The sequence below is a fragment of the Paenibacillus sp. FSL R7-0313 genome, assembly GCF_037969885.1.
Taxonomy (GTDB): Bacteria; Bacillota; Bacilli; order Paenibacillales; family Paenibacillaceae; genus Paenibacillus.
Window position 1 is genome coordinate 5,416,896 of record NZ_CP150219.1, and the last position, 15,527, is coordinate 5,432,422.

Annotated in this window: 12 protein-coding genes; 2 read left to right on the plus strand and 10 right to left on the minus strand. The window is 48.3% G+C overall.

What is annotated here, in order from left to right; genetic code table 11:
* Position 1 precedes the first annotated feature (1 nt).
* Positions 2–1,657, plus strand: coding sequence for a hypothetical protein (locus NSQ38_RS23340; RefSeq protein ID WP_339784238.1), 1,656 nt, complete (start codon positions 2–4; stop codon positions 1,655–1,657).
* Between the two features lie 179 nt (positions 1,658–1,836).
* Here the strand turns inward: NSQ38_RS23340 and NSQ38_RS23345 are convergent, their stop codons facing one another.
* A complete protein-coding gene (locus tag NSQ38_RS23345) occupies positions 1,837–2,181 on the minus strand; it encodes a hypothetical protein (protein WP_339784240.1) in 345 nt (114 codons plus the stop codon).
* A 123-nt stretch (positions 2,182–2,304) separates the two neighbouring features.
* On the opposite strand from NSQ38_RS23345, the gene NSQ38_RS23350 reads away from it, so the two are divergent.
* Complete coding sequence (locus tag NSQ38_RS23350; protein WP_036608832.1) at positions 2,305–2,727, plus strand: hypothetical protein; 423 nt, start codon at positions 2,305–2,307, stop codon at positions 2,725–2,727.
* 199 nt (positions 2,728–2,926) lie between these two features.
* Here the strand turns inward: NSQ38_RS23350 and NSQ38_RS23355 are convergent, their stop codons facing one another.
* The 9 genes from NSQ38_RS23355 to pepF form a co-directional block, all read right to left on the minus strand.
* Positions 2,927–6,100 carry a bifunctional cytochrome P450/NADPH--P450 reductase gene (locus NSQ38_RS23355; RefSeq protein ID WP_339784242.1) on the minus strand — a complete coding sequence of 1,058 codons (3,174 nt, stop codon included), beginning with the start codon at positions 6,098–6,100 and terminating at the stop codon, positions 2,927–2,929.
* A 298-nt stretch (positions 6,101–6,398) separates the two neighbouring features.
* Complete coding sequence (locus NSQ38_RS23360; RefSeq protein ID WP_339784244.1) at positions 6,399–6,953, minus strand: glutathione peroxidase; 555 nt, start codon at positions 6,951–6,953, stop codon at positions 6,399–6,401.
* 216 nt (positions 6,954–7,169) lie between these two features.
* Positions 7,170–7,895 (minus strand): LUD domain-containing protein, encoded by a 726-nt coding sequence (locus NSQ38_RS23365; RefSeq protein WP_339784246.1) that lies wholly within the window; start codon positions 7,893–7,895, stop codon positions 7,170–7,172.
* The gene (locus NSQ38_RS23370) at positions 7,885–9,405 is read right to left on the minus strand and encodes a LutB/LldF family L-lactate oxidation iron-sulfur protein (protein WP_339784248.1); all 1,521 of its coding nucleotides are present in this window, start codon (positions 9,403–9,405) and stop codon (positions 7,885–7,887) included. The genes NSQ38_RS23365 and NSQ38_RS23370 overlap by 11 nt, the downstream gene beginning before the upstream one ends.
* Entirely contained in the window at positions 9,402–10,130 is a 729-nt protein-coding gene (locus tag NSQ38_RS23375) for a (Fe-S)-binding protein (RefSeq protein ID WP_133384450.1), read from the minus strand. Before NSQ38_RS23375 ends, NSQ38_RS23370 begins: the two co-directional genes overlap by 4 nt.
* A 271-nt stretch (positions 10,131–10,401) precedes the next feature.
* Entirely contained in the window at positions 10,402–11,163 is a 762-nt protein-coding gene (locus NSQ38_RS23380; protein ID WP_339784250.1) for a DeoR/GlpR family DNA-binding transcription regulator, read from the minus strand.
* A 1-nt stretch (position 11,164) separates the two neighbouring features.
* Positions 11,165–12,658: a rhamnulokinase family protein gene (locus NSQ38_RS23385; RefSeq protein WP_339784252.1), complete on the minus strand. Its 1,494-nt coding sequence runs from the start codon at positions 12,656–12,658 to the stop codon at positions 11,165–11,167.
* A 236-nt stretch (positions 12,659–12,894) separates the two neighbouring features.
* A complete protein-coding gene (locus NSQ38_RS23390; RefSeq protein WP_339784254.1) occupies positions 12,895–13,410 on the minus strand; it encodes a DUF2500 domain-containing protein in 516 nt (171 codons plus the stop codon).
* A 110-nt stretch (positions 13,411–13,520) separates the two neighbouring features.
* The gene (gene pepF, locus NSQ38_RS23395) at positions 13,521–15,323 is read right to left on the minus strand and encodes an oligoendopeptidase F (RefSeq protein WP_339784256.1); all 1,803 of its coding nucleotides are present in this window, start codon (positions 15,321–15,323) and stop codon (positions 13,521–13,523) included.
* Positions 15,324–15,527 lie beyond the last annotated feature (204 nt).

Here is a 15,527-nt window from a genome sequence, read left to right on the forward strand (position 1 = left end):
TATGACAGAAGAGATACTGAATCGGCTGCGCAACATTTCGATTATGGATCAAGTTCAGCCTGTAAAATCGGAAGATCAGCAGTTATTACAAGAATGGCATGCGTCGGGTATCCGGTTTGCGGCATCGGGCGGACAAATGGAAGCTACGTATTATGCAGCTGTGGAGAAATTGCTTGCTTGCATCCTGCCCATAAGAGACAGCAATCCTATTTTACAAGAAGGTGGAATCTATCTGGGATGTTGGTTAGAGAGCACAGGTACCATCAATGCAGAGCTGCTGTCTCGCCTGCTGCCTTCTGTGTCCGAAACAACGTACCTCGCATTTGCCAAACAGCAAAGAGAAGATGGATTGCTTCCGTATAAACTCACGGCAAACGGGCCCTCTTTCCGGCAAATCCAATTGGTAACTCCGCTGGCACGCAGTGTGTGGAACCACTATCAGCTTCACGGCAATCATGGCAAGCACTCGCCTTTCCTGAACACCATGTATAAGGCTATGGTTCGTTACGATGAGTGGATTGCCCACAACCGTAATACCCGAGGAACCGGCTGTGTAGAAGCCTTCAGTACGTTTGACACCGGACATGACTTATCCCCGCGATTCTGGCATGTTCCGGATACACCTTACATGAATGATGCTTCTGCCTATCACCCGGATTCTCCGATTCTGCCTTTTCTGGCACCTGATCTAACTGCCAATATCTATTGTCAGCGCATGTATCTGTCCCGCATAGCTGAAGAACTGGGGGAATCAGGAACGGATTGGAAAGCAAAAGCCGAGTCCAGCCTGGAAAGTCTCTTCCGTTATTGTTACAACGAACAGGATATGTTCTTTTATGATCGGGACCGCAATGACGAATTCGTCAGAGTCCAATCCGATGTGCTGCTTCGCGTGATGGCCTGCGAGGTGGGAGACCGTGAATTGTTCGATAACCTGCTGCGTCGCTACCTGTTGAATACAAGTAAGTTTTTCGCTAAATACCCCTTTACATCAATTTCAATGGATGATCCCAGATTTGACCCCTCTTCCTCCTATAACAGCTGGGGAGGGGCATCCAATTTCCTGAGTCTGATTCGGGCACCACACGCATTTGAGTATCATCATCGTTATGTGGAGCTAACATGGGTAATGCAGCCTATCTTGTCCGCCCTATCCAAAGATAAACGATTTGGTCAGGTACTAAGCCCATGGACCGGAGAACAAGGTTTTACCGAGACCTACTCCCCCTCCATCCTCTGTCTCCTTGATTATGTGGAGCGATTATGCGGAATTATGCCTGTTGGATGGAATCAGCTCTGGTTTACCGGACTGCTCCCCATCGACATGGATCATGGTGAGGTCGTATCTGGCAACACCGCTTATAGCCGGAAGGTCCATGGAATAGGATATGAATTGGTGAACACCTCGGATCGTATGACGGTATATCTGGAAGGCAAGGTTCATCTGGACGGCCCGTCAGGGATTCGGCTTGTCACGGATCATAGTGGACATCTGGAGGCAGTCATCGGAATGACCGTTCGCACCGTTGAGGGAGAACTTTTCTATCAAGGAGAGCGCATTCCGATTCGGGTCAAAGGAAATGAAATGCAGCGTTACGCTGATGGAAGTTTGAGCACCGAGCGCGATATTGGCATCATCCATCCTACGTATCGTTAATTGTTTGTATGCAAAAAGCGCAAGTTGCCGAGGTATACTTCCCCTGCACTTGCGCTTTTCCCTTTTGCGCGTTTATATTTCTTTATTTCTTATTCATAAGGACACAAGATGGAAATTGACGACCACTGCGGAAATCATTCTCTCTCTGGTTACACAGAAGAGATGTGTTGTGTTTCGCCTTACACCTTCCGGTTCCACGCCGGGTGACGATAAAATTCAATCGTATCAATATAATTTACCGTGAACTGCTGTTCCACATCCGACAAGTTCAACAGTTTGCGGTCGATTTGCTTCATCCCCATGACCACATCATGCCTTAACAGGTCCATCGCAATTTTGCCTACAAACCCGCCTTCCATCTCTTTATGTTTGGCACGGAACTCTTCATTGTAGATCAGTTCAGGCGTGAATGCCGCTTCAACGAATGCATTAACGAGCGTAAGCTCATTGCCATCCATCTGCACTGCCATATAATAATTGCCACGCTCATCCTTAATGAGGTCTTTATACATTTCTACGATCATTTGAATCACTCCTCTATTATAAAAGAAACCCCGTTAGCCTTAGCGAACATGGGCTATCAAACGTACACCTTCCGACCCCGTGCCTTCATATACTAGGTACAAATGGCGAACGGAGGAATACTTATGAGCTGGCAGCATCTCCATACCGGAAAAACACTTCAGCAGCGCCTGGCAGAACTCCAGGGGCACCTTGCAGAACTGAATACTCCACTCTCCGGGTTGGAACCGGGACGTATTCGTCGTGTCTATCCAAGGCAGTTTATCAAAGTAAACCGTCAATTATTCATTCCACTTAGTCTGAATTCCATTCGGGTATTCGATATTCCTCGAACACGGCGAGGTGTCAGAGTGGGAATCCGCACGACTTTCCCTTCCAGGAATGCATTTAACAATATCAGACTTGTGGGTGTGGGACTGGATTATCTTGAACTCCAGGGAAAAGGCAGAGTCCCTTCCCGTATATTATTTCCTCTCTCCAGCGTCGAGTCAATCTATCGGCCAACCACCGGAAGAAAAAACCTGAAACGGCCTTGTAGGCGGAAGTAAAGCTGGTTCTTTTCGCAAGCCATATAATGGTTCCCGAATGTCTGCATACGGGTGCTCCCTTCCAATATATAATTATAACCCATGCAACCACTTATCTGCTGAAGAATCATTTTATGTCAAAAAGCGGTGAGAACAGAACTGCTTCTGTATCTCACCGCTCAGCCAGTTACGGATCAAGCTGACCCTTCACATGTCTATATCAGATGCCTGTCCATACATCCTTGGCATAACGACCTTCCTGCTGAAGCTGATTAAGCCAATCTTCTGCTTCCTTTGCGGACTTGCCATGAATATCAGCGTATGCCTGCTGGAGTGTAGCTTCCACATCAGGTGCCATCTTGCTGCCATCACCGCAGATATACAGATGCGCACCCTCTTCAAACAAAGGAATCAGGTAACGAGCATCGTCTCTCATCAGATGCTGTACATAACATTTCTCCTCCCCGTCTACACGGGAGAAGGCCGTATGAAGCTTCACAAGCCCTTCTTGCTGGGCTGCTTCCAGTTCATTTTTGTACAGATAATCATGCTCGGGATTCCGGCATCCAAAGTACAGGTGGGCTTCGCCAACCTCTTGACCTTGTTCCTTCAATACATGCCTTGCCTGCAAGAAACCTCGGAATGGAGCAACACCCGTACCCGGCCCTACCATAATGACGGGAACCTGTGGATCCTCCGGCAGTTGGAAACCCGATTCCGGTGTCCGCGTGAACATGACGATCTCGTCACCCGCTTTCAGGTTAGCCAGATAGTTGGACGCAATGCCTTTGTATTCTCCCTGCCCACTCCATGCCGGGGCACGCACAACACTGACCGTAATACTCGCTTGATCGGGCTGAACACGCGGTGAACTGGAAATCGAGTAATATCTGGCTTTCAGTGAAGGCAATAATTCAAGGAAGCGCTCAAACGGCAGTTCACATGCCTCATATTTCACCAGATAATCCAGCATGGAGATCCGTTTATTCCGAACTTCATCCATATACACAGATTCATCAAGCAGCGCTTCAAGTTCCTTCTTATGCGGTGGACATACGGTGTATGCTGCCATTTCTCTCAGTTGCGCACGAGTTGCCGCCTCCTGAAGCTCAACGCTATGACTGAGCAGATCATACAGGTTAACCGGTTGATGCAGCGGCAGATGCGCGGCACTCCGACCGGATGCATCAAGAACGAGATGCTCCGTTCCGGTGAATCCATAACGACGCAATACACGTTCCACCAGCTCCGGTGGGTTCTGAGGCAGAATGCCCAGGTGATCCCCTTCCTTGTAGGTTATGCCTTCAGGCAATTGGATCTCCAGGTGACGTGTGCTGCGTTCACTGCCCGCGTCGTGAAGCTCCCTGTTCTCGAGTACTTCTGCCACATGGGCATCATACGTATCCGCAAGCGGTGTTACGGCGAGCCCACTGACAAACTGTACAGATAGTGAGCTGCGTTCGCTATTGGAGCTTGTGTTTAGCTTCAGTCCCATCGTTCGTGCGAGATCTGGCCATAATTGCTCTGTCCAATCCCCCACCTGTTTCTCAAAATCTCCGCTAGCATCTGACTCACCCAGCGGTGATAACCGCTCTGCTCCTCTGGAAGATAACTGTTCATCTATTAAACGCGGGATACGCTGATAGGTGCTTGCCCAGTTGTGGTCACCACATCCAAGAACGGCGAAACGCACACCTTTGAATTCATTGGCATCCGCATGTTCGATCCACTCGACAAACATCTTGGCATTACTTGGCGGCTGACCGTTATAGGATGCACTGACAATAATGACGGCACCCTCCTTTGGCAGTTTGCCAACACGATCATCCAGCGCAGCGACCTCACTCCGGAAACCCTGATATCTGGCGGTATCCGCAATTTCGCGTGCAATGCCTTCAGCGGTACCCAGATTGGAACCGTACAGAACAAGCATCGGTGTGTGGTGGGCATTTGCTGCATCCGGCTCCGTTCTTTTGGCAACTGGCTTTGGTTCTTCGACCGCTACACCCGGAACGGCCATGACTGGCTGCCCCCCACGCGCACGTACACGAATTGTGAAGTTATCCGGTTTAAGCGTCAGCGTTTCTTTCACCTTTAACTGATAATCCGAATGATCTATGAAGTCAAAATGCTTCAACACCATGCCCAGTACCAGCGTTGCTTCCTGAAGTGCAAACTGCTGACCAATGCAGGCCCGTTGACCATTACCAAAAGGTTTATAGGCATCATGCGGCACTTTGCTCGGATCTTCGAACCTTTCCGGGCGGAATTCCTCTACGTCGTCTCCCCATGCTTCGCGGTCACGATGCAACTTGGGAATAAGTACACTGACGCTGTCTCCTTTTTGCAAAGGATATTGACCCGCAAGTACCGTGTCCTCTTTTGCATACAGAGAAAATGCCGGGGCCGTCGGCCATAACCGCAATGCTTCATTCAAAACCATACGAACGTACTTCAGATTGCGAACCTGGTTGTACGTTGGAACCGGATCTTTCAGAATCTGATCCACTTCTGCTTGGGCTTTAGCCAGCGTATCCGGATTCTTCATCAGATAATAAACGGCGAAGGATAACAGTCCACTTGTGGTCTCATGTCCAGCGATCAGGAATGTAATAATCTGATAACGGATGTTCTCATCATCCAGTGTTTCTCCCGTTTCCGGGTCCTTGCCGCTGAGCATGTGGGACAACAGATCGTCTGCACCTTCCTGCGGTTTCTCTTTACGCTCAGCTATAATGTGATCCACCAACGAGAACATGGAACGGATATCCTGTTCAAACTGTTTCTTTTTGGTGATCATCAGCTTGTCTTGCAGACGCAGTCGCTGCAATGAACTCATGGATTCATCCAACGCACGAACCATACTTGTAATGAATGGATGTGGTTCTTCCCGGTAGAAGCTGTTAAACCGATAGTTGAACCCACACAGGCCAATCGTGTCGAGCGTAAGACGTGTCATATCATCCGGAACGTTAACCGTCTCATCCGGGTTCAACCGTGACCATTTCTGAACCAGCTGCACAGCCAGATCAATCATTTTGTTGTGATATCCCTGCATGGCACGTTGACTGAAGCTTGGCAGCAGTACGTTATGGGCTTTTTTCCAATTCGGCTCCTCGGTCCAACTCGTAAATAGTCCATCTCCTGCAAAAGCACGAACCTTCGCAAGGGGTGCCCACACACGTTTGTCGAATTTGGATTCATCTGTTACCTCGGCGACCAGTTCGTGACCGGAAATATACAATTCACTTCGCCCGGGGTACTCCATACGAAAGATCGGTCCATATTCTTCAGCCAGTTTCACCAAGGATTGCACTGGTTCTTCAAAGTTCAATTGCGGCAAATTGCCCAGTGGACCAAATGTTTTTGGTTGAGGCACTGAAATTGGTGGCATGACGCTCACTCCTTCTTTCCAAGTTAAGAGTTCTACAACTAAAAATAATAACTTGATTTACAGACGCGATTACACTTACTCTTCAGATCAACAGATTCAAGTTATTTTTTGCACATTTTCATATTTCATCCAGATAACGATAAAACCATCAAAGAACTAACTGACCGAAATGGTATATTGGTCATTTTTGATTAAAAAAAATGGAGGACTTCGTTATCTTCTTTTACCCTAACATTTCCAGTTCTAATCTTCAACAGTCCCAAAGTCATAGGACCTCAGGACAGTGATTTAGGTATACTTATAATTTCTTTAACAGAATCTGAATAGCCGACTCCATCTCTAATGGAGCAACTGTCGTTTCATAGCGGCCATGGACGTTCCCACTGCGGTCAATCAGGAATTTGGTGAAATTCCATTTGATCCCGTCTCCTTGGTACAATTCTGGATGCTTCTCCTTCACAAAAGTGTCCATCCACTGTCCTTCCTTCGTGTCCAGATCATAGCCTTCAAACGGCGCTTCTTCAATCAGATAACGGAACAAAGGATGGATCGATTGCCCCACAACCTCAACCTTCTCCAAGATCGGAAAGGATATCTGAAACTGACTTCTGCAATACTCGGCAATCTCAACGCTGCTGCCAGGTTCTTTCTCGTTAAACTGGTTGCACGGGAACGCCAGAATCTCCAGCCCCTGTTCACCATATTTCTCATACATCTGCTGAAGTTCATTGAACTGGCGGGAGTAGCTACACCGACTTGCTGTATTCACTATAAGCAGAACTTTCCCTTTAAAAGCAGAAAAATCACCTTCGTGGCCACCCATAAACGGAACTTGGTAAGAAAATATACTCATCTGTATTCATCATCCTCTTTCTCTTTTGTATCTCATATGAATTCTATCTTGAGATGGATTATACACCTCCATTATTAATAGGTTAAATATATAATTAATATAATCTTAATAGTTTCTGACTATAGTTGACAAAATAAAAAAACTGCCCTCAGCAGACGAATTCTGCATCTCGGACAGTTATCAAAATCATGATGCGCCATCACGTTCAACACACCGTTAACCCATAATTAAACCATATACAATGCCTGGTCCGTGTACCCCAATGGTTAAATCATTTTCAATATCGGAAGATCGGCTTGGCCCTGAAATAAAGTGGATGCCTGCCGGAAGATTCTCTCTCCCCACTTCGTCAAATCGATCCAGCGTCTCACCCAGTCTGGTGTACAGTCGATCTACTGGAATAATGATGATGAGTACCGTAGGCAACAGACTCACTGACCGACCTTTTTCCGGTGAAGAAAGTACAGTGACCGAGCCTGTGTATGCTGTCGCATAATCCGCCATGACCACACCGATATCCGCCTCAGCTGCCCGAGCCTTCCAGTTCTCATCCGCCTGACTATTCCACACTGAGATCTGCACATCCGGAAGCTGCTCTTCCAATCCAAGATCCTGTAACGCCTGTTCATTTTGGCGAATGATATATTTGGCACTCAGCTCATGAGATTTGGTGGCAATAAATCGGGACACTTCTTCCAGGTTTTGAACCCGGGCAATGTGTGCGCCTACACTCACAAAGTTATCTGTAAATGCTTGAATACGCTTCTCTTCATCCCATTCCAGCCCAGTCCAAAAGTCGGGTGCTCCCCGAAAGGGTTGGGTCGGCGCATGTCGTTGCCTTGGTCTTCTCAATTTCGAAGCAATGTCATTCATGAACTGCTCCTGTTTCTCCATGGACTTCTTCTCCAATTGCGCGAGCCATTGCTGATGTTCAGTTACCATGCTGAGTACCCTCCCCTTCTTCTCGTTCACGAATAATCTTCTCCATACGGCTGCGAACGGAAGAATCCATGGCGGGTTGCTCCTGGTTCAGTTCCTGATCCAGCTTGTTCCATTGTTGCCGGAAGGATTTCTTGGCGAGACTTGGGGCAACCCGATAATTGTTCCAACCTTTGAGAGGACCCAACTTGAGAGAAATGCCGTTGTTGCGTACAACTGCCTTCTGCCCGATCTGTCCCAGACGTATGGCCGCACTGAAACGTTTGGAATTGGATACAACAGCGGCAAATCCCTTCATGCCCATGCTTTCCATTTTGTTACCATGGCCGTCTTCCACTTTACGCCTGCGTAGATAAACGAGCATATCATGCAATGGAATTTTAACTGGACATGCTTCATAACAGGCTCCGCACAGACTTGAAGCACCCGCAATATCGTTCCATTCATCAATGTTGCCATTGAGTGCAGGTGTCAGTACCGCGCCAATCGGACCACTGTATGTTCCGCCGTAGGCATGACCTCCAATATGACGATATACCGGGCAAGCATTCAGACAAGCACCACAGCGAATACAATTCAGCAACTCCTGGAATTCAGGATCACCGAGCTGTAAAGATCGACCGTTGTCCACGATAATAATATGCATTTCATCCGGCCCATCAGCATCCGCTGTACGACGCGGACCTGTGATGCCTGACATGTACATCGTTAGTTTCTGACCTGTTGCGGAGCGCGGCAACAAGGTTGCCATGACCTCCAGATCCGTCCACGACGGGATAATCCGCTCCATGCCCATCAGTGTAATCTGCGTTTTCGGAACAGTGGATACCATACGGGCATTGCCTTCATTTTCGAACAAAACCATGGAACCCGTCTCTGCAATCGCAAAATTGCAGCCGGTCATGCCGATATCTGCTTCCAGGAATTTCTCGCGTAACTTTTTACGTACAAATCCAGCGAGCACCGTTGTGTCCGGCTCCAGAATTTCACCCGCTTCCTTCGATAACAACTCTGCAATCTGATAGCGGTTCTTATGGATGGCTGGAATGACAATATGAGAAGGGGCTTCGCCTGCCAACTGAATGATATATTCACCCAGGTCAGTCTCGATGGCTTCAATCCCCGCCGACTCCAACACATGATTTAGATGTACTTCCTCCGACACCATCGATTTGGACTTCACCACCGTAGAAGCCTGCTTGTGCGCCGCAATATCCAGCGCAATCGCCGCTGCTTCCACCGATGTATCTGCAAAATGAATATGAACCCCGTTCGCACGGGCGTTATTCACAAATTCATTCAGATAATAATCCAGATGCGCAATCGTATGCAGACGAATCTGACGGCCACGCTCCCGCCATTCATCCCAGTTTCCATGTTCTTCTGAGGCAGACTTCTTCCCGTTACGCAATCGTTCTGTCGTAAATTTGACCGCTTTACGCAGAAAATCATCATTCAAGGCCAGTCCGGCACGTTCTTTGACCGTAGTATCCATAACTCCCGGTTGGCTCATCCTGTTTGCACCCCCTCATACAGTAGCTCCGCCAAATGCATCACACGCACCGGTTCATTCCGATAACGCAGATTACCTGCAATATTCATCAGACAGGCCATGTCCAGCCCAACCAGCACTTCGGCTTGTGTCTCTTTGACATGATCGACCTTCTCCGTCACCATCGCTCCTGAAATATCGGACATTTTAATGGCAAACGTACCCCCGAACCCACAGCAATCCTCAGCGAATGGAAGTGGAACCAATTCCAGACCTTTTACTTGGGACAGTAGCGCCATCGGCTCATCCTTCACACCCAGCAGACGGCTGCCGTGGCAGGATGGATGATAGGTTACTTTGTGCGGAAAATGTGCGCCCAGATCGGTTATCCCGAGTACCTGAACAAGGAATTGAGTAAACTCATAAGCTTTGGCTTCCAATCGTTTTGCCTTCTCCAGCCAGACTGGTTCATCTGCGAACAGTTCGGGATAATGATGAATCATATACGTACATGATCCGGATGGACAGACTACAAAATCACTGTCGTCAAACGCTTCAAGAATCGTCTTGGCCGCTACCCGAGTCTCATCCCAGTACCCGCTATTGTAGGAAGGCTGACCACAGCAGGTCTGAATCGGCGGAAAATCCAGCCGAACGCCATGAGCGGCGAGCAATCTAACCATGGCTTCCCCCACTCGGGGATAGATGGCATCGCTGAGGCAGGTAATGAATAAGGAGACCTTCATAATTACACGCTCCTATTAACTGATTAGTAGATAAATTGACTAAGAATATTTACACTGGACACTACGATGACAGAATAACCTTCCGATCGCTGTTATCCCCAGATTTTTTAATTTACTTTTTAAAGGGTAAAATCCGGGGATAAAGGCGCAGTATATGCTTCCGATGCAGCTTTCTTTCAGAAAGCTTTTAGCTTCGCTTCTTCAAGTTATTTCTGTCCTCTCCGTTACGTGTAAATGTTTAGTTCAATTTATATAGATTAAATCTGAAAGATTAAACCGTGATGATACCAATATCGTATCCGCTCAAACGTTCTGTCTGTTCAGCCTCCAATGGCTGATTGGTAATGATCGTATGGACTGCATTTAACCCGGATACTCGGGCAAAAGCACGGACACCAAATTTACTGGCATCTGCAAGTAAGATGACCTGATCGGATATGCCAACCATCTTCTGCTTCAGCCTTGCTTGAAGTTCATTGGATTCACTGATTCCGCCACCTTCGAGATGTACACCTTTGCACGACATGAACATTTTATCCACGTGATATGTTTCCAGAGAACGCTCCGCGAGTGGCCCAACAAAAGACAACGAGCGCGATGCCAACTGGCCCCCTGTTGAGATGACCTCAACCTTGTCACGGCTGCTGAGTTCAGTGGCAATTTGGATCGAGTTGGTTAAGACTGTCAGCGGGAAATCCGGCATATTCGCTGCCATATAACCTGCCGTTGTGCTCGCATCCAACAGAATGCGATCACCCGGATTAATCATCGCCAGAGCCGCTTGTGCAATCCGCTTTTTCTCTTCCGCATGGGTTGTCTCCCTGATCCGGTAAGGGATCTCCGGTTGATCTTCCTTCACACTCACTGCACCACCGTGAGATCGGCGCAGTCGTCCTGCCTGTTCCAGCCGATCCAGGTCCCGCCGGATGGTTTCCTCTGTCACCCGGCAGCGCTCACTAAGCTCGGATACACGCATACTTCCCTTTACGTTCACCATCTCCACAATCCGGTCATATCGCTCGGCTGCCAGCATGTTACACCTCACTCCCCGCTTGTGAATTAGATGAAGCCGTCACACGCAGAAATCTGCCGTAAGCATCTTCCCAGATTGACCTGTCCTGCGGCTCATACGCAGTTACCGGAAATGAATCACGAATGGCCTTACGGGCTTCCCAGATATCCTTAAAAGCTCCGCTTGCCATCCATTGCACAGCCATATTCCCGATGGCACTTCCCTCTGCCGGTCCCGCCCATACCGGTTTGCCAATGGAATTTGCAGTCCACTGACATAACAGGCGGTTCTGGATACCTCCACCGACCATATGCAATCCGTTGAACGTCTGACCCGACAATTGCTCCGTCCATTCCAGAACTCTTCTATACTTCAATGCCAGACTCTCCAGAATTGCCCGGGCATTAGCGCCCTGATCCTCTGGCACCACTTGCCCTGTATCACGACAATACTGGCGTATACGGGTCGTCATATCTCCTGCTGGCATGAACAGTTCATCATCCGGATCAAACAAACTGGCAAATGGAGCTGCCTGTTCCGCCTGCGCCAACAACGCATCGTAGCTAATTCCCTGCCCCTGACGATCCCACTCCCGCATACTTTCCTGCAAAATCCATAGTCCCATGATGTTCTTCAGCAGACGGAATGTTCCCCCCGCCCCGCCTTCGTTCGTGAAGTTCAAAGCCAGACTTTGGCTACTTATCGCAGGATGATCTATCTCCGTACCCATCAGGGACCAGGTTCCACAGCTCAGATAAGCAAATGAACGTTCCGTTGCAGGAACAGCCACAACGGCTGAACCCGTATCATGCTCCGCAACAGCGATCACGGGGATCGGGGACAATCCCAGATCGTTACAGATACTGCTTCGCAATTGTCCAACACGGGTACCTGGCAGCACGGCTTCACCAAACAGTTTCTCCGAAATACGAATATGCGCCAGCAACTCACTATCCCACTGCCCTGCTGATGGATTGTATAATTGTGTTGTGGTTGCATTCGTGAACTCATTCACCGCTTCCCCTGTCAGGAAATAACGTAGCAAATCCGGAATCATGAGAAAACGCTCTGCTTCATGAAGTAACGGGGAACCGCTGCGTTGAAGCGTTGCCAATTGATACAAGGTATTAAAGCTAAGAAACTGAATCCCTGTACGTTCGAAGATCCGCTGAGAGGTCAGCTCTTGGCGTACCTGATCCATCATGCCGTTAAACTGTGTATCACGGTAATGATACGGGTTACCTAGCAACTCACCATTACTGCCAAGCAAACCAAAATCAACGCCCCAGGAATCGATCCCCAGGCTCTCCGGCTTTTCTCCCTGCTGTTTCACAAGGGTAAGCCCTTGCAACAATTCATGATGTAATCGCAGAATATCCCAGTGCATCCGCTCGCCAACCTTCACCGGTTCATTCTTGAACCGATGAATTTCGCTCGTTTCGATCCCACGATCATTCAGATGTCCCAGTAACGCTCTCCCGCTCCCAGCGCCCAAATCATAAGCCAGCACACTCACCGCGCTTCACCAACCTTTCGAACCCATCCTATTTTCCAAACGGCATCTCTTGAATTCAGTCCGTAACCCTGTACTTTATTCTGTATTTATTGTTTGTTTGTTTTTGTTTAATACTGTTTTACTTTATTTTACGAGTATATCACCATTGTAAGCGTTTGAATACCCTTCGGTTTTTCTTTCTTTTGTCTATACCAAAAACGACTCTCTCCCGCCTGGGAGGAGCCGCAGTTCTCTTTTTACGTATAAAATTGACCTTTGCTTACCCCCGACTGGGGCTGTACATCTCTCTCAAAATGCTTGAATCGTGTCCCCTGATACGTCAGCATCCCTCGATCATTTTCCACCATCATGCCATAATGGTTTCCGCCAACAATCAGTTCAGTGCGCTCCCCATTGTCGAATTCAAATGTAACATAATACCGGGTCGTCGCACTGCTATCGCCGCTGCCACCTGAGACTTCCGTTCGTTTGGCCACCACCGTTGAGTGCAGGTTTAACAAGGCTGCTGCGTTATTTGACATCCCTGAGCGTATGCCTGAAATAATAACAAAAACAATAACTCCCGCAATGATGAGAAATATGGCACCAATGAAAATCGAAGCAAATGCATTCATTGCAGCAAACTCACTAAATCCCGAAAAAAAACCACCCTGATTGCCTTCAAAACCTGGTACTCCATTCATGTCGTCAAACACACCAAAGCCGTCTACGCTTAATCGGCCCATCGATGAGGACACGCTCGTTAACGCCATTCATCATCGTTCCTTTCCCCTTGCAAAATAAGATGCACCGCCCCCCACTCAAGGAAGGCGGTGCATGCAGACAACCCGTTCTGCCTTGTCCGTATACTATATGAACCAGATCAGGAATACAGACGTTCAAGTTCGTCGACCAGACTGCCGACATAAGCAACCGCGGAGCGAATCGGCTCAGGTCCGGACATATCCACTCCCGCAAGCTTCATTAACTCCTGTGGTGTGAGACTTCCACCAGCTTTGAGTGCATCAAGCCAGCGATCTACCGCCGGCTGTCCTTCTTCCCGAATCTGCTGTGCTGCCGCTGTGGAAGCCGTCAAACCTGCCGCATAGGTATATGGATAAAGTCCCATATAATAATGAGGTTGTCTCATCCACGTGAGCTTGGCCCCTTCATCAATTACCAGATCAGGTCCCCAGAATTCGGAAAGGATGTCTCCTTTGAGCTGACATAACGTCTTCGCCGTAATGGGCTCATCATTGGTTGCGCGTGCATACACCCTGCGCTGTAATTCACCTTCCAGCAGATGTGTAACGAAGTTATGGTAATACGTGTTCAACAGTTGCAAAATGACCCAGCGACGCATTCTCGGATTATCGGAACGCTTCAATAGATGATCGGCCAGCAGCATTTCATTCATGGTCGATGGTGCCTCAATGAAATAAAGAGATGGCCGTGTATTCGTTAGCCGTTGGTAACGTCCCGCAAGCATGAAGTGGCCTGCATGCCCCACTTCATGGGCAAGTGTAAATGCTCCACGCATATTGTTTGCCCATGAAATTAAGATATAGGAGTGTGAACCATATATAGAGGAGCAAAATGCCCCTGTGGATTTGCCTGCATTATCTGCGTAATCCACCCAGCGATCACTGAATGCGCGCTCTACGATCTCGCCATACTCCGGCCCAAGCACATCAAGTGCTTCTCGAATGAGTGTGCACGCCTCATCATATGTAATGGCAGGGCTGAATTCAGGATCAAGCGGCGCCTTCAGATCACAGAACATTAGCTTGTCCAGACCCAGCTCACGTTTCTTGAGAGCCGCCAGTCTGCGCATATGAGGTGCGAGTTCCTGCTGGATAATATCCAGAATATTATTGTACATCTCTTTGCTCACTTGCTGTGGGCTGAGAAGCATATCTGTAACATCGTCGTAACCACGCAGCCTGGATAAAACAACCTGTTTCTTCACTTCGGTTGCATAACCTTCTGCGAACGTATTTTTGTAATCATTTAATGTCGAGCTGAATGCAGCATAAGCAGAACGGCGCAGCTTTGTATCGGACGACATCTCATAATTATTTTCATAGAATGACCAGGACAGTGGACGATTATTGTCCTCTCCATCCAGAGCATCGTCAAACGTCATGTCTGCCAGTTTACCGCGCAGATAGATACGGTATGGCGAATCCAGTACCTCTCCGAGTGAAGCGAGTACCTTCTCGGTCTCTGGCGTGAGCCGATGTGCTTTTTCTCGAATCAAACGCTCCAAACTGCGCGCATACGGCTCCAATCCCGGAAGTTCTTCAAGGTAACGTTCAACGGTCCCCTCCGGCAGATCAACGATCTCCGAATTGACAAAAGACAAGGATGACGACAGATTTGATAGGATATCTCCTGCTTTAGCTGAATTCTCAATATTCACCGGATTGGTGCTGTCCTCTGACTGCTTCAAGCGGGCATAAGAAGCCGTCTTGGCGATCCGCTCCTGCAAAGCTTCGCGCGCATCCAGACAAGCCAGCAATTGTTCAGCTCCTTCGCCCAAATGTCCTTTGAACGTTTCGATCTGGGCAGCAGCCCGAGGAAGTGATCGAAGCTCCTGCTCCCACTCTACATCGGTTACAAACAAGTCTCTCAGATCCCAAGTGGTTTCTGGGTTTACCTCAGCACGTGTACGTATTTTTTCCATCTGTATATGTCATCCTCCTTGCATTTCCAATATCTCTCATCGTATCATATTCCAGTGCAAGGGAGTATAGATTGGACTAAAGATTATTCACACTTACCACTCCGATGACAGAACAACCTTCCGATCGCTCTTATCCCCAGATTTTTTGATTCCCTTTTTCAAAGGTGAAAATCCGGTGATAAAGGCGACCGCTCCGCTTCTTCA

Excerpts from the sequence above, each read along its gene's own strand:
- NSQ38_RS23340 (WP_339784238.1), top strand. The coding sequence starts at position 2 with ATGACAGAAGAGATACTGAATCGGCTGCGCAACATTTCGATTATGGAT.
- NSQ38_RS23345 (WP_339784240.1), bottom strand. The coding sequence starts at position 2,181 with ATGATCGTAGAAATGTATAAAGACCTCATTAAGGATGAGCGTGGCAAT.
- NSQ38_RS23350 (WP_036608832.1), top strand. The coding sequence starts at position 2,305 with ATGAGCTGGCAGCATCTCCATACCGGAAAAACACTTCAGCAGCGCCTG.
- NSQ38_RS23355 (WP_339784242.1), bottom strand. The coding sequence starts at position 6,100 with ATGCCACCAATTTCAGTGCCTCAACCAAAAACATTTGGTCCACTGGGC.
- NSQ38_RS23360 (WP_339784244.1), bottom strand. The coding sequence starts at position 6,953 with ATGAGTATATTTTCTTACCAAGTTCCGTTTATGGGTGGCCACGAAGGT.
- NSQ38_RS23365 (WP_339784246.1), bottom strand. The coding sequence starts at position 7,895 with ATGGTAACTGAACATCAGCAATGGCTCGCGCAATTGGAGAAGAAGTCC.
- NSQ38_RS23370 (WP_339784248.1), bottom strand. The coding sequence starts at position 9,405 with ATGAGCCAACCGGGAGTTATGGATACTACGGTCAAAGAACGTGCCGGA.
- NSQ38_RS23375 (WP_133384450.1), bottom strand. The coding sequence starts at position 10,130 with ATGAAGGTCTCCTTATTCATTACCTGCCTCAGCGATGCCATCTATCCC.
- NSQ38_RS23380 (WP_339784250.1), bottom strand. The coding sequence starts at position 11,163 with ATGCTGGCAGCCGAGCGATATGACCGGATTGTGGAGATGGTGAACGTA.
- NSQ38_RS23390 (WP_339784254.1), bottom strand. The coding sequence starts at position 13,410 with ATGGCGTTAACGAGCGTGTCCTCATCGATGGGCCGATTAAGCGTAGAC.
- pepF (WP_339784256.1), bottom strand. The coding sequence starts at position 15,323 with ATGGAAAAAATACGTACACGTGCTGAGGTAAACCCAGAAACCACTTGG.